Genomic DNA, 21,608 nt, shown 5'->3' on the forward strand with positions numbered 1-21,608 from the left:
TTCCGGCTGGGCCGGGATCAGTGGTGCGAGCTGCTGTCGATCACCGGCAGCGTCTCGAACTGGTGGAAGGGCGGCGGGCTCGACAGCGTCCATTCGAGCGTCGTCGCGCCTTCGCCCCACGGATTGCCTTCCGCCTTCCGGCCCGCGAGCAGCGACCAGAGGATGTTGACGAAGAAGATCGCAACGCCCGCGACCATGATCATGTAGCCCCAGGTCGCGACTTCGTTCCAGTGCGCATAGGCGTCCGGATAGTCGGGATAGCGGCGCGGCATGCCCTGCAGGCCCAGGAAGTGCATCGGGAAGAACAGCACGTTCACGCCGATGAAGAACACCCAGAAGTGCAGCTGGCCGAGCAGCTCGTTGTACATCCGGCCCGAGATCTTCGGGAACCAGTAATAGAAGCCGGCGAAGAGCGAGAACACCGCGCCGAGCGACAGCACGTAGTGGAAGTGCGCGACGACGTAATAGGTGTCCTGCATGTAGTCGTCGACGCCACCGTTCGCGAGCACCACGCCGGTCACGCCGCCGACGGTGAACATGAAGATGAAGCCGAGCGACCAGACCATCGGGGTCTTGAAGGTCAGCGACCCGCCCCACATCGTCGCGATCCACGAGAAGATCTTCACGCCAGTGGGCACCGCGATCACCATCGTCGCCGCGGTGAAGTACATCTTCACGGTGACCGAGAGGCCGGTGGTGAACATGTGGTGCGCCCAGACGACGAAGCCGACCAGGCCGATCGCGACCATGGCATAGGCCATGCCGAGATAGCCGAACACCGGCTTGCGGCTGAAGGTAGCGACGATCTGGCTGACGATGCCGAAGCCCGGCAGGATCATGATGTACACTTCGGGGTGGCCGAAGAACCAGAAGAGGTGCTGGTAGAGGATCGGATCGCCGCCGTACGCGGGATCGTAGAAGGCCGTGCCGAAGTTGCGGTCGGTCAGCAGCATGGTGATCGCCGCGGCGAGCACCGGCAGCGCCAGCAGCAGCAGGAAGGCGGTGATCAGCACCGACCACACGAACAGCGGCATCTTGTGGAGCGTCATGCCCGGTGCGCGCATGTTGAAGATGGTGGTGATGAAGTTGATCGCGCCGAGGATCGAGCTGGCGCCCGCGAGGTGGAGCGACAGGATCGCCATGTCCACCGACGGCCCGGGCTCGCCATAGGTGGAGAGCGGGGCGTAGACCGTCCAGCCGGTGCCCGCGCCGTTGCCGACGAAGGGCGAGGCAAGGAGCAGCGTGAAGGCCGGGATCAGCAGCCAGAACGAGATGTTGTTCATGCGCGGGAACGCCATGTCCGGCGCCCCGATCATGATCGGCACGAACCAGTTGCCGAAGCCGCCGATCATCGCCGGCATGACCATGAAGAACACCATGATCAGGCCGTGCGCGGTGATCAGCACGTTCCAGAAGTGGAGCGATTCGTCGAAGGTCGCCGAACCGTGGAGATAGGTCAGCCACTGCGGCAGATACTGGATGCCCGGGTGCATCAGCTCGACGCGCATCAGACCCGAGATGCCGCCGCCGATGATGCCGGCGACGATCGCGAAGATCAGATAGAGCGTGCCGATGTCCTTGTGGTTGGTGGACATGAACCAGCGCTGGAAGAATCCAGGCTTGTGATCGGCGTCGTGATGCCCGTCATGATGGGCGTGCGCATGGGCGTCATGCGCGTGGAGAGCGGTGTCGGTCATGGTCTCAGTGGCCCGTGGTGGCCGCCGGTGCGGCGGTGGCGTTGGTTACCGGGCCGGCCTCGGCCGCGTTGCCCGTCTCTGCGGAGGCGTCGTTGCCTGCGGCGGTGGTCGACTGCGGCTCGGCCTTCGCGCCGGGCATCTTGCCGCCCTTCGAGGCGACCCACTGCGCGAACACTTCGGGCGAAACCGCCTCGACCGCGATCGGCATATACGCGTGGCGCGCGCCGCACAGCTCCGAGCACTGGCCGAAATAGAGGCCGGGCTTCTCGATGATGAAGCTGGTCTCGTTGAGGCGGCCGGGAACAGCGTCGAGCTTGATCCAGAAGGCGGGGACCGCCCAGCTGTGGATCACGTCCTGCGCAGTGGTGACGAGGCGGATCGGCACGCCCACCGGCAGCACGACGCGCGTGTCGGTGGCGAGCAGGCGCGGACCGTCGGCGTCGGTGCGGTAACGCTGGCCGGCCGGAACCTCGGTCTGCTCCTTGAGCATGTTCGCGGTCAGCTTGATGTCGCCATGGTCGGGATATTCGTACGACCAGAACCACTGGTTGCCGATCGCCTTGAGCGTCACGGCATTGTCCGGCGCGGGCTTGAACTGCGCGGCGAGCAGCTTGATCGAGGGGACGGCGATCGCGATCAGGATCAGCACCGGGAGCAGCGTCCAGACGATCTCGATCGCGGTGTTGTGGCTGGTGCGCGAGGGCACCGGATTGGCGGCGCGGCGATAGCGGATGATCACCCAGATCAGCAGCGCCAGCACGAACAGCGAGATGATCGTGATCAGCGGCACCAGGATCACATCGTGGAACCAGTGCGCTTCACGGCCATTGGGCGTGACCTGCGTTTGCAGGCCGAACAGCCGATCCTGCGGCTGGCCGATGCCGGGCGCCGCCTTGGTCAGCGGCTTGCCCGACGCGTCGAGCGTCGGATCGGCGACCGCGGGAGCCGCTGCCGCGGCGGGTGCCGAAGCCGGGTCCGCGAGCGGGGCCGTGGGCGCAGCGGCGTCAGGCGCCGTCGCATTTGCCGCGGGTGCGGCGGCGGGCTCCTGGGCGTGGCCGGGCGCCCCAAGCGCCAGCCCCGCTGCCAGGACAATCGAAGTCAACCCAAGCATGCGCATCGTTTATATTCACCCTGTTCGCGTGGCTGCGCCGTAGGCGAGAAAAGGAAAAGCTACCGAGTCCGCGGCCTATACGACGCTCAAGGCCATTCTCAACCCTTTTTGATGGGGCCGTTGCGGGCGATGGGTGCAGACCCTAAGAGTCGCCGCCATCCAAACCCCGTGGGAGTGCGCGCGTTGACCGGTGACGAGATTCTGGAGGAGTTCCGCGCCGCGGATGCGCTGCTCGAGGGTCATTTCATCCTCTCCTCGGGGCTCAGGAGCTCGCGCTATCTCCAGTGCGCGCGGGTGTTGATGGATCCCGCGCGGGGCGCGCGCCTCGCGGAGGCGCTGGCGGCGCAAATTCCCGAGGATCTCCGCGCGCAGATCAGCGCGGTGGTGTCACCGGCGATGGGCGGCGTGATCGCCGGGCACGAGATGGCGCGCGCATTGGGCGTCGAAGCGATGTTCGTCGAGCGCCCCACCGGCACTTTCGAGCTGCGCCGCGGCTTCCGGCTCGAGCCCGGGCAGAAGGTGCTGATGATGGAGGACGTCGTCACCACCGGCCTCTCCTCGCGCGAGGCGATCAGGGCGATCGAGGAAGCGGGCGGGCAAGTGATCGCCATGGCCTCGCTGGTCGATCGCTCGGGCGGCAATGCGGCGTTCGACGTGCCCTTCTTCCCGCTGATGCGGCTCGACGTGCCGGCCTACGAACCCGACGCGCTGCCTCCCGAGCTCGCGGCGATCCCGGCGGTCAAGCCGGGGAGCCGGGCGGAAGCATGACCGGCAAGCTCCGGCACGCCGACGAGAGGCGGCTTCGCCTGGGGGTCAATATCGACCATGTCGCGACCGTGCGGAACGCGCGCGGTTCGGGCTATCCCGATCCGGTGCGTGCGGCGCTGTTGGCGGCCGAAGCCGGGGCCGACGGCATCACCGCGCATCTGCGCGAGGACCGGCGCCACATCACCGACGACGACATCGCCCGGCTCTCCGCCGAGCTGACCGTCCCGCTCAACCTCGAGATGGCGGCGACCGAGGAGATGCTGGCGATCGCGCTCCGCCATCGCCCGCATGCGGTGTGCATCGTCCCCGAGAAGCGCGAGGAGCGCACCACCGAGGGCGGGCTCGACGCCGCGGGCCAGCACAACCATCTCGCGCCGATGGTGGCCAGGCTGCTCGACGCCGGCTGCCGCGTGTCGCTGTTCATCGAGCCCGACGAGCGCCAGGTCGACGCGGCGCTGCGCCTGCGCGCGCCCGTCGTCGAGCTACACACCGGCCGCTATTGCGAGCTGGCGGAGGACGCGCGCGCCGAGGAGCTGCGGCGCATCGCCGACGCCGCCGCGCTCGCCGCCAAGGCCGGGCTCGAGCCGCATGCGGGCCACGGGCTCACCTTCGACAATGTCGTCCCGATCGCCGCGATCCCGCAGGTGATGGAGCTCAATATCGGTCATTTCCTGATCGGCGAGGCGATCTTCGATGGCCTCGCGCCGGTGGTCCAGCGCATGCGCGCGCTGATGGATTCGGCGCGGTGAGGGGCCTCCGAAATCCTCCCCGGAACGGGGAGGGGGACCGCGCCCGCAGGGCGTGGTGGAGGGGGGCCCGCTCTCCTCATTGCCTCACGCTCGCGGATGGCGGGCCCCCTCCACCATGCTACGCATGGTCCCCCTCCCCGTGCCGGGGAGGATTTTCAGCATGATCCTCGGCCTCGGCTCCGACCTGTGCAACATCGAGCGGATCCAGTCCTCGCTCGACCGGTTCGGCACGCGCTTCGAGCAGCGTGCCTTCACCGAGATCGAGATCAGGAAGGCCGATCGCCGTCCGCACACGCGCGCCGCGACGCTCGCCAAGCGCTTCGCCGCCAAGGAGGCTTATTCCAAGGCGGTCGGAACCGGGTTCAAGCAGGGGGTGTTCCTCAAGGACATCGGTGTCGTCAACGCGCCCTCGGGTGCGCCGACGCTGGCGTTGACCGGGGGCGCGAAGGCGAGGCTTGACGCCATCACCCCCGATGGCCACGTCGCGAAGGTGCATCTCACGCTGACCGACGATCATCCCTGGGCCTTCGCCATGGTGATGATCGAAGCGATCGCGGTCGGGAAGGACGATTGATGACCTTGGCCGCGGATGAGTTGGCGTTGACGCACGAAGAGGGTTTCGAGGAGCAGGCGGCAGAGACGCGGCGCGCCACCGACTGGTGGGCCGAGCTGCGCGGCATCGTGTGGCTGGTGCTGGCGGTGCTCGGCTTCCACAGCCTCGTCGCCAAGCCCTTCTACATCCCGTCCGAATCGATGATGCCGGGGCTGCTGGTCGGCGATCGGCTGGTCGTCACCAAATATCCCTATGGCTACAGTTTCGTCACGCCGACCTTCCACTTGCTGCCCTTCATCCCGGGCCGGCTGTTCGGCCGGCTGCCCGAGCGCGGCGACGTGGTGATCGTCACCCCGCCGGGGACCGAGACCGACTATATCAAGCGCGTCATCGGCCTGCCCGGCGACAGGATCGCGGTGCGCGAGGGCGTGGTCTGGCTGAATGGCAAGCCGATCCCGCGCCGCGCCGCGGGCACGCGCGACGTGCCGGTCGATCCCAATACGCGCTGCGACGCCGATCACTATCCCGGCCTGCGGGTGACCGCCGCCAGCGGCAGGCAGGTATGTCGCCTGCCGATCTTCCGCGAGACGCTGCCGGGCGGCCGCTCGTACGACACGGTCGACAAGGGCTGGAGCCCGGGCGACAATTATCCCGAGATCCGCGTGCCCGAGGGCCGCGTCTTCCTGATGGGCGACAATCGCGACAACAGCGCCGACAGCCGCTTCTCGATCGCGCAGAACGGCCTGGGCGGCCCGGTGCCCTGGGAGAATATCGGCGGCCGCGCCGAGTTCATCACCTTCTCGCTGGACGGCAGCGCGAGTTGGAACCCCCTGAGCTGGCCCGGCTCGTTCCGCTCGGGCCGCGCGGGCACTTCGCTCCATCCGACGCAGGAACCCCGATGACCGCCGATTCCCCCAAGAGCGAAGGCATCAAGGTCGTCCATGAGCCCGGCCCCAACGAGCTGCGCGATCCGATCGTCCGCGCCGAGCTGAAGCGCGCCTCGGTCTGGTTCGGGCTGGCGATCGGCGTGGCGCTGGTCGTGCTGCTGATCCAGCCCTTGCTGATCATCTTCGGCGGGCTCGTCGTCGCCTCGATGCTCGACGGCGGCGCGCGGCTGCTCGGGCGCGTGCTGCCGATCCCGCGCGGGCTGCGGCTGATCATCGTGGTGCTGCTCGTCCTCGCCTTCCTCGGCAGCGTCTTCTACCTGACCGGCGTCCAGATCGCGCTCCAGGCCGAGCAGCTCCGCACCACGCTGGAGATTCAGGGCAATCGCGTCGTCGAATGGATCTCGAGCCTCGGCCTGATGCCCGGTCGCTCCGACCTCACCGGGATCGCGCAGCAGGCGCTCGGCTCGATCGGCCGGCTCACCTCGGCGGTGGGTTCGGTGATCGGCGCGGCGGCGAGCCTGCTGATGGTGCTGTCGATCGGCCTGTTCGTGGCGATCGAGCCGCGCATCTACGAGCGCGGCCTGCAATGGATGGTCCCGGTCGACGCGCGCGACGATTTCTCGGTGACGATCGGGCGGATGGCGCGGACGCTGCGCGTGCTGCTCGGCGGCCGCCTGCTCGGCATGGTGTTCGAGGGCGTCCTGACCTGGATCCTGCTCAGCATCGTCGGCGTGCCGATGGCAATGCTGCTCGGGATCATCACCGGCATCCTCGCCTTCATTCCCAATATCGGGGCCTTCGTGAGCGGCGTGCTGATGGTCGCGGTGGGGTTCAGCGCGGGATACGATCAGGGGCTGTGGGCGATCGCGGTCTATTTCGGAGTGCAGACCTTCGACGGCTATGTGCTGATCCCGCTCGTCGCCAAGAAGACCGTCGACCTGCCGCCCGCGCTCACGCTCTCGGCGCAGATCCTGGCGAGTACCTTGTTCGGCTTCATGGGACTCGCGCTCGCCGATCCAATCGTCGCGATGATCAAGGTGGCGCTGGAGAGCGAGGCCGAGCGCGCGGCGCGGGTCCAGCGCACCGAGCCGCGCGGCTTCCACTGGCGTGTCCGCCACCGCGACACCGTCGCCGGCGCGGCGACGATCGCGGAACCGCCGGCACAGCCCCCCGTTACCTGAGCCATCCCGGGGAGACCCTATGCTGCTCCACGACTATTTCCGCTCGTCCGCCGCCTATCGCGTCCGCATCGCGCTCAACCTCAAGGGCGTCGCCTATGAGCGGCGCGACGTGATGCTGCTCGAGAACCAGCAATACGGCCCCGAGCATCTCGCGCTGAACCCGCAGGGCCTCGTCCCCGCGCTTGAGGTCGAGGGCAGGGTGCTGACCCAGAGCCTGGCGATCATCGACTGGCTCGACGCGCATTATCCCGAGCCGCGGCTGATCCCCGCCGATCCCGACGCCCGCGCCGCCGCGCTCGCCCAGGCCCTGGTGGTCGCGGCCGATATCCATCCGCTCAACAACCTCCGGGTGATGCGCTGGCTCAAGCACGAGCTCGGCGCCGAGGACGCCAAGCGCGACGAATGGACGCGCCACTGGATCGCCGAGGGCTTCGCGGCGCTGGAGGCGCTGGCGGGGGAGGGGGACGGGCCCTTTCTCGGCGGCGCGGCGCCCAATATCGCCGACGTCTTCCTGGTCCCCCAGATGTTCAACGCGCGCCGCTTCGACACGCCGCTGGAGGCCTATCCGAAGCTCGTCCGCGCCGATGCCGCCGCGCAGGTGATCGAGGCCTTCGCCGCCGCGCATCCGGATCGCGTGGCGCCACATGCGTAGTCAAAAACAAAGCCCCTCCCCTTCAGGAGGTGCAGGTCGGTCATGCCCCCGGCATGACCTAATCGATGCGGGGCATCGATTACCTGCACCTGGGTTGGGGGTGGGGCAGTGCCTCAAGCTCTGTCGCCCGCGGACAGGCCCCACCCCAACCCCTCCCCTGAAGGGGAGGGGCTTAATGATCATCGGCACGCTGCTGCTTGCCGCCCCGGCGCTTGCCCAGACCGCCCCCGACGAGATCGTCGTCACCGGCCGCGGGCTCGACGCGCCGCCGGGGGACGCCGCCTATGACGTCGTCACCGTGGAGCGCGAGCGGCTCGCCGGCACGGCGAGCAATCGCCTCGAGGACGTGCTGCATGACGTCGCGGGCGTGGCGCAGTTCCGCCGCTCGGACTCGCGCTCGGCGCATCCGACGAGCCAAGGCGTGACGCTGCGCGGGCTCGGCGGCAATGCCTCGAGCCGCGCATTGCTGCTGCTCGACGGCGTGCCCCAGGCCGATCCGTTCGGCGGCTGGGTCGCCTTCCCGGCCTATCTCCCCGATCGGCTCGCCGCGATCCGCGTCACGCGCGGCGGGGGCAGCGGCTATGCCGGGCCCGGCGCGCTCGCCGGGACGATCGAGCTGACGAGCGGCACGCCCGCCGATCTCGGCCCGCTCCAGCTCCGCGCGGCCTATGGCAGCCGCGACAGCATGGACGCGAGCGCGGTCGGTTCGGCGACGCTCGGCCAGGGCTTCGTCACGATCGCCGGGCAATATTCCCGCGGCGACGGCTTCGTGCCGATCGTCGAGGACCAGCGCGGCCCCGCCGATCGTGCAGCGCCCTATGAGCAAGCGAGCCTGGCGCTGCGCGGCGTGGTCGACATGGGCGGCGGTGCCGAGCTCCAGGCCAATGTCTCGGGCTTCACCGACCGGCGCGACCGCGGCCTGGACTTCACCCGGATCGCCAGCGACGGCGCCGACGCCAGCATCCGCCTGGTCAAGCGCGGCGGCTGGGGCTGGTCGGCGCTCGCTTATGTGCAGACGCGCCAGTTCGCGAGCGGCTTCGCCAGCGTCGACGACACGCGCAGCGCCGCCGCGCCCACGCTCGACCAGTACAATGTCCCCGCGACCGGGATCGGCGGCCGGATCGAGCTCCAGCCCCCGATCGGCGGCGGGGTCACGCTGCGGCTCGGCAGCGACGTGCGCCACGTCTCGGGCCGCACGCAGGAGCGCTATACCTATGTCGCGGGAGCCCCCACGCGCCGCCGCGTCGCGGGTGGCGAGAGCAGCACGATCGGCGGCTTCCTCGATGCGAGCTACGAGGCTGGTCCGCTCACGCTCAGCGCGGGCGGACGGCTCGATCGCTGGACGATCGCCAAGGGCTCGCTGGTCGAGCGTCCGCTCGCCGGCGGCGCCGCGCTCACCGACCTCGCCTTCGCGGACCGCAGCGGCACCGAGGCGACCGGCCGGATCGGCGCTGCCTATGCGGCGGGCGCGGTCACCCTGCGCGCCGCCGCCTATCGCGGCTGGCGGCTACCCACGCTCAACGAACTCTACCGCCCGTTCCGCGTCGGCGCCGACGCTACCGCCGCCAACGCCGCGCTCGATCCCGAGCGGCTGACCGGCGCGGAGATCGGCCTCGACTGGCGCCCCGCGCCCGCGCTGACGTTCCGCGCCACCGGCTATTGGAACCGCCTCGACGACGCGATCGCCAACGTCACGCTCGCCAGCGGCCCCGGCAATTTTCCCGGCGTCGGCTTCGTCTCGGCCGCTGGGGTCTATCGCCAGCGCCGGAACCTCGATGCCGTCGAGGCGAGGGGCGTCGAGCTCGACGGTAGGTTCGAGCGCGGCCCGGTGAGCCTGTCGGCATCCTACGCCTTCGCCGATTCGCGCGTCCATGCCTCGGGAATCGCCGCCGCGCTCGACGGTCTCCGTCCCGCCCAGACCGCGCAGCACCAGGCCTCGGCGACTTTGGCCTGGCGCCGCGGCGATCTCGGCGCGGCGATCACTGCGCGCTATGCCTCGCCGCAATATGAGGACGACCAGAACAGCCGTGAACTCGCCGACGCGCTCACCTTCGACGCGGCCGCCGCGCTGCCGCTGACGCGCAGCCTGACCGCCGAGGCGCGGGCGGAGAATATCGCCGATGCCCGCGTCGAGGCCGGGATCAGCGGCCCTGGCGTGATCGAGCGCGCGACGCCGCGGACGCTCTGGCTGGGGCTGCGTTACCGGCTGCGGTAGCGCGACAACTCCTCCCCGTTCCGGGGAGGATCTTAGAAACCCTGCTGTTGCCCCGCTACCAGCCGGTCGAACAGCGCGAGATACTCCGCGATCGGATCCCCATCGGCCGCGACGGGCGCGGGCCGCGTGCGGCCGGGCGTGAGCCAATCGTCCAGCGCCGCGACCAAGGCTGCCGGGTCCTCGCGCGGGACGATTGTCCCCAGGTCCGGCGCCGTCACGATCTCGCGCACCGCGACGCTCGATTCGGTCGAGACCACCGGCGTGCCCACCGACAGCGCCTCGCGCAGCACCCCGGGCACGCCTTCGAAATCCGAGGTGAGCGCAACCACCGTCGCACCGGCGAGCGCGGGCAGCGGATCGCCGGCATGGCCGGGCATCGACACCCGCGCCGCCAGCCCGAGCGCCGCCACCTGCTTCTCGAGTGCCGCCCGCGCGCTGCCCTCGCCGAGGATCAGGAGCTGCACCTGCCTGTCCGCGATCCGCGGCAGCGCCGCGATCAGCCGGTCCCAGCGCTTCTGCGGCTCGAGCCGTCCGACGCCGACGATATAGCGTCCCGCGGGCAAGGGCATCGGCGCGGCATCGGGCCGCGCGGCCGCGGGCGGATTGGCAATCACGCTCACGCGCTCGGGCGGCATCCGCATCTCGGCCACGGCCTCCGCCGCCATCGCCGGGGTCATCGCCACGACATGGTCGAGGAAGCGCGGATGGAGCCGCAGCCAGCGCCGATAGGCCCAGGCGCCGAGGCGGCCCTGCTCGGGGCGGACCAATGCGTTCGATACCTTGGCGACGATCGGCGGGGATGTGCGGCCGAGGTAGAAGCGGGTCAGCGCCGCGACCGCGCTATAGTGGTTGCCGGGGCAGAAGACGAGGTCGGGCGCGCTCGCGCGGACATGCTCGCCCAGCCTGAAGAGCGCCGAATAGCGCGCGTCGCCGAGCATGATCAGCTCGATGCCCGGGGGGATCTCCGCCGCCAGCGGACCCGCGTCGCTGCCCAGCACCAGCGTCACTCGCCGCCCTTCGCGCAGCCAGCCCTCGGCCATGCGCAGCAGCGCGCGCTCGACCCCGCCGCCGCGCATCGTCTGGGCGCAGCTGAGGATGTGCTGGGCGGTTTTGGAATAGGTGCGGTGCAACATATGCCCTTGTAGATTGCCTCTGTTACGCCCAAATCGCCCCCGGAATAAACCGCATTCTGCTGCCAATCCGCCATCTCCGCACGGGCGCGCGTAACCGGGGGGCGATGCAAGACGCGGAAACAGAACGAAATTTGTTTTACGTGTCTGCAGCGGAAACTGACCCAGTGAACGAACCAGCAGTGGAGGCTTCGGTGAACACCAGCGCTGTCGGAGCTCCCATGGCGAGCGTGCAGGACCTTGCCGGGCTCGAGCCCGTGGAAAAAATCAGGCGGCGCTGGCCGATGCTGCTCGGCGGCGCGCTCACGCTGCTGATGATCGGCGCGCTGGCGCACGAGCTGTTCGATTCCGGGCTCGCCGGGCTCTCGCGCCGGCTGCCGACGCATCCGGTCTTCTACATCGCCTTCCTGCTTTATTATCTCGGTCCGCCGACCTTCGACTATGTGATCTTCAAGCGGCTGTGGAACATCCCGATCGCGGGCATGGCCGCGCTTCACAAGAAGCGCATCTCGAACGAAGTGCTGGTCGGCTATTCGGGCGAAGCCTATTTCTACGCCTGGGCACGCCAGCGCACGCAGATGGTCGCGGCACCCTTCGGCGCGGTGAAGGACGTGACGATCCTGTCGGCGATCGCGGGCAATGCGGTCACGCTGGCGATGATCCTGCTCGCCGCGCCGTTCGGCATGGGCCTGCTCACCCATGTCCAGCAGAATTGGGTATGGGGTTCGATCGCGATCATCGTCGCCACCTCGCTGCCCTTCATGATCTTCTCGCGGCGGGTCTTCTCGCTGCCGCGCGGCACCTTGTGGTGGATCTTCGGCGTGCATTGCACGCGTATCCTCACCGGGTCGTTCCTCATCGCCATCGCCTGGCATTTCGCGCTGCCCGAGGTCTCGATCGGCTTCTGGCTGCTGATGGCGGCAGGCCGGCTGCTCGTCTGGCGCCTGCCGCTCGTCCCCAACAAGGAAGTCGCCTTCGCGACGATCGCCGGCGTGGTGATCGGGCAAGGCCAGGCGCTGTCGGAGCTGATGGCGCTGATCGCGGCGCTGACGCTGCTCGCGCACGTGGCGCTGATCGGCGGCTTCAGCGCCCACGCGCTGCTCACGAGGAACAAGCAATGATCCGCCCGGTGGTTCTTTCCCTCGCCCTTGCCGCGCTGGCGCTGCCCGGCGCGGCGCGCGCGCAGGACCCGCTCGACGGCTCGTGCGCGCATGGTGCGGGGCCGAGGCTCTACGTCAACGTGACCGGCCTCAAGGATCGCGGCGGCCGGCTCAAGCTCGAGCTCTATCCCGGCAACGAGGCCGATTTCCTCAAGGACGATCGCACGATCAAGGCCGAGGGCAAGCAGATGCGCCGCATCTGGGCATCGGTTCCCGCTTCGGGCCCGATCGTCCTGTGCATCCGCGCGCCGAGCGCCGGCCAATGGGCTCTGCTCTTCACGCATGACCGCGACGGCAAGAACAAGTTCAACTTCTGGCAGGACGGAGCGGGCTTTCCGAGCAATCAGCGGCTCGGCCGCAGCCGGCCCAAGGTCCGCCAGGCGCTGGTCAACATTCCCGCCGCCGGCGGCCAGATCACCGTGCGCGCCCAATATCTGAAGGGGCTGGGCGGCTTCGGCCCGCTCGACTGAGGAGACGAACCGCGATGCGCATCGTCGACGTCAACGAATTCTACTCGCCCACCGGCGGCGGGGTGCGCACCTATATCGATCGCAAGATCGGGATCATGGCCGATATGGGCCATGAGCTGACCGTGGTCGCCCCCGCGCTGGAGGATGGCGTCGAGGACCGTCCGGGCGGCGGCCGCATCCGCTGGGTCAAGTCGCCGGCCTTGGTGCTCGACCGCAATTACTGCATCTTCGTCAAGGACGAGCCCGTCTGGGCGGTGCTCGACGAGCTCCAGCCCGACATCGTCGAATGCAGCTCGCCCTGGCTTCCGGCCTGGACCGTCGCCAACTGGAAGGGCGATGCGCTCAAGGTCTTCTTCGCGCATGGCGACCAGATCGGTGCCTATCCGCAGCGCTGGCTCGACAATGTCGCCTCGCCGATCCAGGTCGAGAACGCCTTCGCCTGGTACACGCGCTACATGAACCGCTTCCTCGGCCATTACGACGCGTTCGTCACCAACGGTCCGGCGCTCGCCAAGCGCTTCCGCCGGCGCGGCATGCAGGTCGACGCGTCGATGCCGCTGGGGATCGAGCGCAGCTGGTTCTCGCCCGATCTGCGCGACGAGAAGCTCCGCGTCGCGCTGCTCGAGCAATGCGGCCTGCCGCCCGAGGGGCATCTGCTGCTCGGGCTGGGGCGCCACCACAAGGAGAAGCGCTGGCCGCTGGTGATCGACGCGGTCGAGGCGGCGGCGACCGAGATCCCGGTTGGCCTGATCCTGATTGGCGACGGCCCCGAGCGCCGCAAGCTCGAGGAGCGCATCGCCGGAAGCCCGCACATCCGCATCTTCCGCCCGGTCTACGACCGTGTCCGCCTGTCGCGGATCATGGCGAGCTGCGACGCGCTGGTGCATGGCTCGGACGCCGAGCCGTTCGGGCTGGTCGCGTCGGAGGCCCTGGCCTCGGGCCTGCCGCTGATCGGGCCGGACGAGGGCGGGTTCGCCGAGCTCGCCGACCCGCTGTTCGCCGAGACCTATGCCGCGCGCGATGCGCTGTCGGCCGCCGATGCGATCCGCCGCATGTTCGCGCGCGAGCCGGCGATCCTGCGCGCCGCCGCGCGCGTCGCCGCCGGCAAGGTGCGCAGCGACCGCGACCACACGGTCGAGCTGATGGCCTATTACGAGGGCTTGCTCGCCGCCAGGCGTGGTGCCGCCGCGGGGCTCGCCGGCGCGGCATAGACGTCGAGCAGCAGGTCGCCGAGCGGGTAGCGCCCGCGCAGCGCATAGCCGCCCTCGCGCAGCTTCGCGGTGACCAGCGCGCGCGATTCGGCGCGTTCGCCCGAAGCCGCCGGCCGCATCACCACGATCTCGGGCCGCTTCGCGAAGATCCGCCCGATCTCGGCGAGCTGGTCGACGCCCACCGCGCCATTCTCGCGCTCGCGCGACAAATGGCTGGGGAAGACCCACGGAGTCAGCGCGCAGCGACCGCTCTGCGAATAGAGGCTGCTATTGGTCGAGACGCCATAGACGTAGAGGCAGCCCGGGCCGTGGCCGATCGCCTCGACCAGCGCCGCAACCTGCTGCGCGTCGCCGCGATGCCATTTGGCGCTCCACACGGTATATTCGCCGCCCACCCCCGCGACGAGCAGCAATGCGGGCGCCACGATCTTTCGCCCGATCGCGTGGCTGCCGAGGAAGCCGGCGCAGCACAGGCAGGCCGGCAGCATCACCGGCAGCGCATAATGGTTGAACCAGGATCCGAACACGATCAGCCCGAACACCGACGCGATCAGCCAGCCGAAGAAGAGCGCACGCACCGGACGCTGGCTCTCGTCCTCCACCGCCACGCGGCGCGAAAGCCCGCTCACGATCAGCAGCGGACCGAGGATCAGCGCGACCTTGAGGAAGGCGCCGAGCAGCACCAGCGCCGGATCGCTCTTGCGGCCGAGGATCGAGCCGAGATTGGCGTAGAACCAGGCATCGCCATGCCCCATCGCGGCATAGACGGCCCAGGCCAGCACGGTCGGCACCATCGCCACCGCCACCAAGGCCGCGCCGAAGCGCGCGGTGCTGGCGGGCGAATGGCCGAGCCGGTGCTCGCGCCACAGCAGCCACATGCCGAGGAACATGCCTTCGAACAGCACCGAATATTTGATCTGCAGCGCGACGCCGATCAGCGCCATCGCCGCCACGGCCTTGCCCTTGCGCAGCCGCTCCGAATCGGCCGAGGCGGTGCAGGGCAGGGCGAGCAGCATCGCGAACGCGGTCAGCAGGTTATAGAAGACCGGCGCCTGCCCGCTCTGGCCGTCGCCGAAGCCGAGCATGAAGATATAGAGCAGCCCCGCGACCAGCCCGCCCTTGCCCCAGCCGGCATGCCCGGCCAGCCGCTCGATCAGCATCGCGGTCAGCGTTACGCTGGCCAGCGCCATCAGCTGATAGACCCAGATCCCCAGCGGCACGCCGAACGCCGCGGCGGGCAGATAGATCAGGAACAGCCCGATCGGCTTGCGGTCCCATATGTCGACATAGGGGATCGCGCCCTCGAGCATGCGCTGGGCGGTGACGAAATAGAATTCCTCGTCGACATGGACTACCGGATTGCCGAAGGCGATCGCGCGTACCGTGATCGCGGCGAGCAGCAGGATCGACCAGTTCGGCAGCACGGCCAGGGCAGCGGCAAGCGAGGGCAGGCGCGGCGCGCGCGCCGCCACGGCGCTCTTGCTCGCCATCAGTTCAGGGTACCACGCTCGGAGCCCAGCTCCCGGGACGAGACCATGCGATTTTCTGCCTGTTTTGCGACCGACCTGGCTGTTGCTTAGCGAAGGCATGCCGCACTGTCACGAACCCGCCAAGATTGCCGGGCAAGCCCTGCGACGAAGAGGGGTATCCACGCCATGAACATCGATCGTCGTCGCCTGCTGCTCACCGGCACCTTCGGGCTCGCCGCTTTCTCCATTCCCGGCTTCGCGTTCGGCCAGCCGGCGAGCGGTTTCACCCATTCGGTCGCCAGCGGCGAGCCGGGGCCGGACACGATGCTGCTCTGGACCCGCTACGTGCCCCCGGGCGGCGGCGCGGCGAAGCTGCGCGCCGAAATCTCGGCCACCGCCGATTTCGCGAGGATCGTGAGCGGCGGCCAGACGATCACCGGGCCGTGGCGCGATCACACCGCCAAGATCACCGTCCAGGGCCTCCAGCCGGGCACGCGCTACTTCTACCGCTTCGTCGCGCCCGACGGCAGCTTCTCGCCGGTCGGCCGCACCCAGACCTTGCCCGAAGGCAATGTCCGCCGCTTCGGAATCGCGGTCTTCTCCTGCTCGAACCTGCCCTTCGGCTGGTTCAACGCCTATGGCCATGCCGCGGCGCGCGACGACGTGGACCTGTGGATCCATCTCGGCGACTATATCTACGAATATCAAAAGGGCGGCTATGCGCCCGAGGGCGGCGCGGTCGCCGGGCGCTGGCCCGAGCCGGTGACCGAGACGATCCATCTCGCCGACTATCGCCTGCGCTATGCCAGCTATCGCAGCGATCCCGATCTCCAGGCGCTCCACGCTGCCAAGCCGATGCTCGTCCAGATGGACGATCACGAATCGGCGAACAACGCCCGCGAGATGAGCGCGCAGAACAACCAGCCCGAGTTCGAAGGGATGTGGAGCGACCGCAAGGCGGCCGCCGCGCAAGTGTTCAAGGAATGGATGCCGGTCTCGGAGACGCCCTGGGGCAGCTACGATATCGGCGGCCTCGCGACGCTGTTCCGCACCGAGAGCCGGCTGATCGCGCGCAGCGACGAGCCCGAGATCGACGACCTGTTCAAGGCGGCGAACCCCTCCGCCGCGCTCGCCGCCTTCCGCGACGGCCCGCTCCAGGATCCGGCGCGGACGATGCTCGGCACCGAGCAGGAGGCGTGGCTGGCGCATGCGATGGCGCGCTCGGTACGCGGCGGCCAGAAATGGCAGGTCGTCGGCTTCGGCACGATCCTCGGCAACCAGCGCCTGCCCGAACAGGCGCTCGACTGGCTCAAGCCCGATGCGTCCGAGCGGACCAAGGCCTGGGTGCGCAACGGCGTGACGGCGAGCAAGGCGGGCCTGCCCTCGGACCTAGACAATTGGGGCGGCTTCCCGGCGGCCCGCGCGCGCTTCCTCGCCTCGGCGCAGGGCATGGGCGCCAACCTGCTCGTGCTCTGTGGCGACAGCCACAATGCCTGGGCGTTCGATCTCGGCCAGGACGGCAAGCCCGCGGGCGTCGAGTTCGCGGGCCACAGCGTCACTTCGCCTGGTTATGAAAGCGCGACGGCGACCGACCCCAATGTGATCGCCGCTGGCCTGATCGCCGCCAATCCCGAGCTCAAATGGTGCGACACCAGCCGCCGCGGCTACATGGCGCTGACGCTCACCCCGGAGCGCGCGTCGAACGACTGGGTGTTCGTGGACACGATCCAGACGCGGAACCTGGCGGCGCGTGTGGGGCACACCGCGGTGGTCCAGCGCGGGCGGAATGTGATGGTGTGACCTGACAAAAGCCCCTCCCCTTCAGGGGAGGGGCTTTAGAATGCTCAATCCAGCGACTTGCTCGCCTGCTCGAACATGTCCTTGCTCAGCCCGGGCGTCGCGACGATCCGCTCCAGCTCGGCGCGCATCTTCGCCGCGCGTGCCGCGTCGAAGCGCTTCCAGCGGCCGAGCGGGGGCACGAGCTTGGCCGCGGTCTGCGGGTTGAGCTTGTCGAGCGCGATCAGCTGGTCCGCGACGAAGCGGTAGCCGCGCCCCGACGCGTCGTGGAAGGCGCGCTGGTTGACGCTGAACGCGCCGACCAGCGAACGCGCGCGATTGGGGTTCGAGAGCGTGAAGTCCGGATGCGCGACCAGCCGCTCGACCACTTCCGCGGTATCCCCGCGCGTCGACAGCGCCTGGGTCTGGAACCATTTGTCGAGCACCAGGCCATTGCCCTGGTAGCGCCGGTAGAAGGCCTCCAATGCCTCCTCGCGCAGCGGCGACGCGCCGTTGACCAGGGTGGTCAGCGCGCCCTGCCGGTCGGTCATGTTGTCCGCGCCGGAGAATTGCTCGAAGGCCAGGCCGTCGGCATCCGCCGCGCCGCTCGCCGCGATATAGCCGAGCGACACCGTCTTGAGCCGCCGCGCGCCCTTGGCCGCGGGCGAATATTCGAAGCGGTTGGCGAGGCTGCCCTCATAAGCCGCGCGCCATTCGGCGGCGAGCGCCTTGCCGAGATCCTGGCGCAGCGCCTCGCGCGCATGGAAGATCGCCTCGGGCTCGACCACCGCCATCTGGTCGCCGATGAAGCTGTCCGACGGCAGCAGCACCGCCTCGGCGATGAAGGCGCGGTCGAGCCGCGCGTCGGCGAGCGTGTTGCGGACCGCCTCGATCACCGGCGCGTGATCGGCGCCGCCATTGGCGACCGACGCCACCAGCGTGTCGAGCATCAATTGCTGCATCGCCTCGTAGCGCGCGAAGGGATCGTCGTCGTGCGCCGAGAGGAAGGCGAGGTCCTTGGCGGTGCGGTTGGTCTCGACGACGATCGGCGCCGAGAAGCCGCGGTTGATCGACAGCGCCGGCTGCTCGGGCAGGTTCTCGAACACCATCTCGTGGCTCTCGTCCTTGAGGAGAACGAGCTGCTCGTCGCCGAGCGGCCGGCCGCTGACCGCGCCGAACAGCCGGAGCTTGAGCGGGATGACCATCGGATCCTTGTCCGGCTGGCCCGGCGTCGGCGGGACGAGCTGGCGCAGCCTTAGCCGCGCGCGGCCGCCCTCCTGCGCGAGCGTCGCCGAGACGCGCGGCGTGCCCGCCTGGCTGTACCAGCGGCGGAACTGGGTGAGGTCGACATTGCCGCCCTGCTCCATGCACTGGACGAAATCCTCGCAGGTCGCCGCGGTGCCGTCGAAGCGGTCGAAATAGAGGTCGGTCGCCGCGCGGAACTTCTGGGCGCCCAGGATCGTGGCCATCATCCGGATGACCTCGGCGCCCTTGTTGTAGATCGTCGCGGTGTAGAAGTTGGAGATCTCGATATATTCGTCGGGGCGCACCGGATGCGCGAGCGGGCCGGCGTCCTCGGGGAACTGGCTGGCGCGCAGCCCGCGCACGTCCTCGATCCGCTTGACCGCGGCGCTGCCCTGGTCGGCCGAGAAGCTCTGGTCGCGGAAGACGGTGAAGCCTTCCTTCAGCGAGAGCTGGAACCAGTCGCGGCACGTGACGCGGTTGCCCGACCAATTGTGGAAATATTCGTGCGCGACCACCGCGGCGATCGCGTCATAGTCATAGTCGGTCGCGGTGTCGGGGTCGGCGAGGATGTAGCGGCTGTTGAAGACGTTCAGCCCTTTGTTCTCCATCGCGCCGAAGTTGAAATCGTCGACCGCGACGATGTTGAACACGTCGAGATCATATTCGCGGCCATAGACCTTCTCGTCCCACGCCATGCTGAGCTTGAGGGCATGGAGCGCATGGTCGGTCTTGGCCAGGTCGGGCGCGCGGACCCAGATGCCGAGCTGCACCTCGCGCCCCGACATCGTCGTGAAGGTGCCGCGATTGGCGACGAGGTCGCCCGCGACCAACGCGAACAGGTAGCTCGGCTTGGGGAAGGGATCGTGCCACTCGGCCCAGTGGCGCCCGCCCTCGCTCTCGCCCTGGGCGATCGGATCGCCGTTCGCGAGCAGCACCGGGAAGCGCGCCTTGTCGGCGGTCATCCGGACCTTGTACTTGCTCAGCACGTCGGGCCGGTCGGGGAAGAAGGTGATGCGGCGGAAGCCCTCGGCCTCGCATTGGGTGCAGAGCATCCCCGACGATGCATAGAGCCCCTGGAGCTGGGTGTTGCGCTCGGGCGCGATCTCGACTTCGGTCTCGACCTGGTGCGCCGAGCCGGTCAGCGGCACGATCAGGTCGGGCCCGTCCATCGTCCAGTCGGTGACCGGCACGCCGTCGACCTTGACGCTCAGCGCGGTCAGCCCGTCGCCGTCGAGCCGGAGCGGCCGATCGTGCGTGCCGGCCCGCTCGACCGAGAGCGTGGCGCGAACCCGCGTCGTGGCGGGATCGAGATCGAAGTCGAGCGCGATCTCGGGCACCCGCCAGTCGGGTTCGCGATAATCCTCGCGGCGCGTCACCTTGGGCGCCTGGGTTGCGGTCTGAGCGTCTGCCATCATCGCCGCGATATAGGATCAACCCATCGCGCCGCCACAACAAACTGCCGCTTGCCTATGGGCGGTGCAATGCTACCGATATGGCATTCCAGAGACACCGAGGTTCCTTTCCCTATGCTTCGACTGACCATGCCGATCGGCCTGATCGTGCTCGCCGCGACTTCGGCAGTTGCCCAGAACGCGCCGGCCCCCGCTCCGGCTCCGGCGCCCGCGACCGCCGCGCAGAACAACGCGCTGATCAATGCCGAGCTCCCCGCCGACCAGGCCGCGCTCAAGAGCCACATCATGTTCCTCGCATCGGACCAGATGCGCGGGCGCGAGGCGGGCAGCGCCGAGTACGACATCGCCGCCCAGTACGTCGCGTCGCAATTCTACGAGCAGGGCCTGCGCCCGGCGGGCGACGACGGCTCGTACCTCCAGAAGGTGCCGCTGCTCAGCTACAAGCCCGCGGACAAGGGCAGCATGGCGATCGCGGCGAAGGGCGGCCAGCCGGTGAGCCTGGTCTTCGGCGAGGACTATGTGCCGTCGGCCAACCCCCACAAGCTCGAATACAGCGTCACCGCGCCGGTGGTGTTCGTCGGCCAGGGCATCGTCGGGCTGGGTCGCGACGACTACAAGGGCGTCGACGTCAAGGGCAAGATCGTCGCCTTCTTCGGCGGCGCTCCCTCCAGCTTCCCGGCCGAGGAGCGCGCGCATTTCTCCAGCGCCTCGACCAAGGCCGAGATCGCGATGAAGAAGGGCGCGGTGGGCTATGTCACGCTCGAATCGCCGCTCGCCGGCCGCGGCAACTTTCCGTTCAAGATGATCGCCGCCAATTACGATCGCGCCCGCGTCACCTGGGCCAATGCCGACGGCACCGGCCATATCCCGACGCCGTCCGCGCCCGGGCTCGGCATGCTCAGCCAGGCCGGCGCCGCCAAGCTGTTCGAAGGCGCGAAGACCCCCTGGGCGACGATCGCCGAGGCCGCGAAGAAGGAAGGCGCCACCTTCAAGGCGATGCCGCTTCCCGCCAGGCTCAGCGTCACGCTCAAGACCGCGACCACGCCGATCACCAGCTACAATGTCGCCGGCATCCTGCCGGGCAGCGATCCGGCGCTCGGCAAGGAAGTGGTGGTGCTCTCGGCGCACCTCGATCATGTCGGCGTCGGCAAGCCCAATGCGAAGGGCGACACGATCTACAACGGCGCGATGGATAACGCCGTGGGGATTGCCTCGCTGATCGAGGAGGCGCGCCGCTTCAAGGCCTCGGGCAAGCCGCCGCGGCGTTCGGTGCTGTTCCTCGCGGTGACCGCCGAGGAGAAGGGGCTGGTCGGTTCCGACTATTTCGCGCACAACCCGACGGTGCCCAAGGCGGACATCGTCGCCGACGTCAATCTCGACATGCCGATCATCAACTACAAGTTCGAGGACGTGACGCCGTTCGGCGCCGCGCATTCGACCCTGGGCGAGACGGTGGCGCGCGCCGCCGCGCAGATCGGCGTGGGCGTGGGCGGCGATCCGCGTCCGGACGAGGCGTTCTTCGTCCGCTCGGACCATTATCGCTTCGTCCAGCAGGGCATTCCCTCGGTGTTCCTGTGGCCGGGCGAGAAGGGCCCGGGCAAGGCGGCGACCGATGCGTTCCTGAGCACCCATTATCACCAGCCTTCCGACGATCTCGTCCAGCAGCCGGCGATCGATTGGGAATCGGGCGTGCGCTTCGTCGACGTCAATTATCGCATCGCCCGCGAGATCGCCGATGCCGACCAGAAACCGATGTGGAAGAAGGGCGACTTTTTCGGCACGGCCTTTGGCGGACCGATGCAGAAGTAACTTTACTCCCCTCCCGCAAGGGAGGGGCCGGGGGGTGCGCGGCGTGAGCCGCGCTTCTCCGCCTCCTCAATGCGATGACCGGGCATCGAGCCCGCTCACCGCAACCCACCCCT

Annotated in this window: 17 protein-coding genes; 12 read left to right on the forward strand and 5 right to left on the reverse strand. The window is 68.9% G+C overall.

Annotated features, from left to right (window positions below):
- Positions 1–17: 17 nt before the first annotated feature.
- Together ctaD and coxB are read right to left on the reverse strand one after the other, a co-directional pair.
- Positions 18–1,697 (reverse strand): cytochrome c oxidase subunit I, encoded by a 1,680-nt coding sequence (gene ctaD, locus MT490_RS13680; protein WP_297388660.1) that lies wholly within the window; start codon positions 1,695–1,697, stop codon positions 18–20.
- Positions 1,698–1,701: 4 nt separating this feature from the next.
- Complete coding sequence (coxB, locus tag MT490_RS13685) at positions 1,702–2,808, reverse strand: cytochrome c oxidase subunit II (protein WP_297388663.1); 1,107 nt, start codon at positions 2,806–2,808, stop codon at positions 1,702–1,704.
- Positions 2,809–2,991: 183 nt separating this feature from the next.
- On the opposite strand from coxB, the gene pyrE reads away from it, so the two are divergent.
- The 7 genes from pyrE to MT490_RS13720 all read left to right on the forward strand — a co-directional run bounded on the left by pyrE (position 2,992) and on the right by MT490_RS13720 (position 9,813).
- On the forward strand, positions 2,992–3,576 hold the full coding sequence (gene pyrE / locus MT490_RS13690) for an orotate phosphoribosyltransferase (RefSeq protein ID WP_297388666.1): 585 nt from the start codon (positions 2,992–2,994) through the stop codon (positions 3,574–3,576).
- Complete coding sequence (locus MT490_RS13695; protein ID WP_297388668.1) at positions 3,573–4,325, forward strand: pyridoxine 5'-phosphate synthase; 753 nt, start codon at positions 3,573–3,575, stop codon at positions 4,323–4,325. Before pyrE ends, MT490_RS13695 begins: the two co-directional genes overlap by 4 nt.
- 160 nt (positions 4,326–4,485) lie before the next feature.
- Positions 4,486–4,899, forward strand: a complete 414-nt coding sequence (gene acpS, locus MT490_RS13700) for a holo-ACP synthase (RefSeq protein WP_297388672.1) — start codon at positions 4,486–4,488, stop codon at positions 4,897–4,899.
- A gap of 5 nt (positions 4,900–4,904) precedes the next feature.
- On the forward strand, positions 4,905–5,780 hold the full coding sequence (lepB, locus tag MT490_RS13705; protein WP_297388744.1) for a signal peptidase I: 876 nt from the start codon (positions 4,905–4,907) through the stop codon (positions 5,778–5,780).
- Positions 5,777–6,946 (forward strand): AI-2E family transporter, encoded by a 1,170-nt coding sequence (locus MT490_RS13710; protein ID WP_297388675.1) that lies wholly within the window; start codon positions 5,777–5,779, stop codon positions 6,944–6,946. The genes lepB and MT490_RS13710 overlap by 4 nt, the downstream gene beginning before the upstream one ends.
- A gap of 19 nt (positions 6,947–6,965) precedes the next feature.
- Positions 6,966–7,598 (forward strand): maleylacetoacetate isomerase, encoded by a 633-nt coding sequence (maiA, locus tag MT490_RS13715; protein WP_297388677.1) that lies wholly within the window; start codon positions 6,966–6,968, stop codon positions 7,596–7,598.
- A gap of 175 nt (positions 7,599–7,773) precedes the next feature.
- Positions 7,774–9,813: a TonB-dependent receptor gene (locus MT490_RS13720; protein ID WP_297388679.1), complete on the forward strand. Its 2,040-nt coding sequence runs from the start codon at positions 7,774–7,776 to the stop codon at positions 9,811–9,813.
- Positions 9,814–9,845: 32 nt separating this feature from the next.
- On the opposite strand, the gene MT490_RS13725 is transcribed toward MT490_RS13720, so the two are convergent.
- The gene (locus tag MT490_RS13725) at positions 9,846–10,943 is read right to left on the reverse strand and encodes a glycosyltransferase (RefSeq protein WP_297388682.1); all 1,098 of its coding nucleotides are present in this window, start codon (positions 10,941–10,943) and stop codon (positions 9,846–9,848) included.
- 221 nt (positions 10,944–11,164) lie between these two features.
- Here MT490_RS13725 and MT490_RS13730 point away from each other — a divergent pair, with 221 nt between their 5' ends.
- From MT490_RS13730 to MT490_RS13740, 3 genes are read left to right on the forward strand one after another with little or no spacing between them, the layout of a single operon-like run.
- Positions 11,165–12,064: a hypothetical protein gene (locus tag MT490_RS13730; RefSeq protein ID WP_297388686.1), complete on the forward strand. Its 900-nt coding sequence runs from the start codon at positions 11,165–11,167 to the stop codon at positions 12,062–12,064.
- Complete coding sequence (locus MT490_RS13735; RefSeq protein WP_297388689.1) at positions 12,061–12,573, forward strand: DUF2141 domain-containing protein; 513 nt, start codon at positions 12,061–12,063, stop codon at positions 12,571–12,573. Before MT490_RS13730 ends, MT490_RS13735 begins: the two co-directional genes overlap by 4 nt.
- Before the next feature lie 14 nt (positions 12,574–12,587).
- Positions 12,588–13,784 (forward strand): glycosyltransferase, encoded by a 1,197-nt coding sequence (locus tag MT490_RS13740; RefSeq protein ID WP_297388691.1) that lies wholly within the window; start codon positions 12,588–12,590, stop codon positions 13,782–13,784.
- Here the strand turns inward: MT490_RS13740 and MT490_RS13745 are convergent.
- Complete coding sequence (locus MT490_RS13745; protein WP_297388694.1) at positions 13,724–15,274, reverse strand: hypothetical protein; 1,551 nt, start codon at positions 15,272–15,274, stop codon at positions 13,724–13,726. The genes MT490_RS13740 and MT490_RS13745 overlap by 61 nt on opposite strands.
- A 165-nt stretch (positions 15,275–15,439) precedes the next feature.
- Here MT490_RS13745 and MT490_RS13750 point away from each other — a divergent pair, with 165 nt between their 5' ends.
- Entirely contained in the window at positions 15,440–17,053 is a 1,614-nt protein-coding gene (locus tag MT490_RS13750; RefSeq protein ID WP_297388697.1) for an alkaline phosphatase D family protein, read from the forward strand.
- A gap of 44 nt (positions 17,054–17,097) precedes the next feature.
- Here MT490_RS13750 and pepN read toward each other — a convergent pair whose 3' ends face one another.
- Positions 17,098–19,686 (reverse strand): aminopeptidase N, encoded by a 2,589-nt coding sequence (pepN, locus tag MT490_RS13755; RefSeq protein ID WP_297388747.1) that lies wholly within the window; start codon positions 19,684–19,686, stop codon positions 17,098–17,100.
- 114 nt (positions 19,687–19,800) lie between these two features.
- On the opposite strand from pepN, the gene MT490_RS13760 reads away from it, so the two are divergent.
- Positions 19,801–21,495: a M28 family metallopeptidase gene (locus MT490_RS13760; RefSeq protein WP_297388700.1), complete on the forward strand. Its 1,695-nt coding sequence runs from the start codon at positions 19,801–19,803 to the stop codon at positions 21,493–21,495.
- The last annotated feature ends 113 nt before the right edge of the window (positions 21,496–21,608 follow it).

The organism is Sphingomonas sp., from assembly GCF_026460985.1.
In the GTDB taxonomy this organism is placed as follows: Bacteria; Pseudomonadota; Alphaproteobacteria; order Sphingomonadales; family Sphingomonadaceae; genus Sphingomonas.

What these genes read in the sequence shown, in the direction of transcription:
- MT490_RS13695 (WP_297388668.1), top strand. Translation starts at nt 3,573, where the DNA reads ATGACCGGCAAGCTCCGGCACGCCGACGAGAGGCGGCTTCGCCTGGGG.
- maiA (WP_297388677.1), top strand. Translation starts at nt 6,966, where the DNA reads ATGCTGCTCCACGACTATTTCCGCTCGTCCGCCGCCTATCGCGTCCGC.
- MT490_RS13720 (WP_297388679.1), top strand. Translation starts at nt 7,774, where the DNA reads ATGATCATCGGCACGCTGCTGCTTGCCGCCCCGGCGCTTGCCCAGACC.
- MT490_RS13760 (WP_297388700.1), top strand. Translation starts at nt 19,801, where the DNA reads ATGCTTCGACTGACCATGCCGATCGGCCTGATCGTGCTCGCCGCGACT.
- pepN (WP_297388747.1), bottom strand. Translation starts at nt 19,686, where the DNA reads ATGGCAGACGCTCAGACCGCAACCCAGGCGCCCAAGGTGACGCGCCGC.
- MT490_RS13730 (WP_297388686.1), top strand. Translation starts at nt 11,165, where the DNA reads ATGGCGAGCGTGCAGGACCTTGCCGGGCTCGAGCCCGTGGAAAAAATC.
- coxB (WP_297388663.1), bottom strand. Translation starts at nt 2,808, where the DNA reads ATGCTTGGGTTGACTTCGATTGTCCTGGCAGCGGGGCTGGCGCTTGGG.
- acpS (WP_297388672.1), top strand. Translation starts at nt 4,486, where the DNA reads ATGATCCTCGGCCTCGGCTCCGACCTGTGCAACATCGAGCGGATCCAG.
- MT490_RS13750 (WP_297388697.1), top strand. Translation starts at nt 15,440, where the DNA reads ATGAACATCGATCGTCGTCGCCTGCTGCTCACCGGCACCTTCGGGCTC.
- MT490_RS13735 (WP_297388689.1), top strand. Translation starts at nt 12,061, where the DNA reads ATGATCCGCCCGGTGGTTCTTTCCCTCGCCCTTGCCGCGCTGGCGCTG.
- MT490_RS13710 (WP_297388675.1), top strand. Translation starts at nt 5,777, where the DNA reads ATGACCGCCGATTCCCCCAAGAGCGAAGGCATCAAGGTCGTCCATGAG.
- ctaD (WP_297388660.1), bottom strand. Translation starts at nt 1,697, where the DNA reads ATGACCGACACCGCTCTCCACGCGCATGACGCCCATGCGCACGCCCAT.
- MT490_RS13745 (WP_297388694.1), bottom strand. Translation starts at nt 15,274, where the DNA reads ATGGCGAGCAAGAGCGCCGTGGCGGCGCGCGCGCCGCGCCTGCCCTCG.
- MT490_RS13740 (WP_297388691.1), top strand. Translation starts at nt 12,588, where the DNA reads ATGCGCATCGTCGACGTCAACGAATTCTACTCGCCCACCGGCGGCGGG.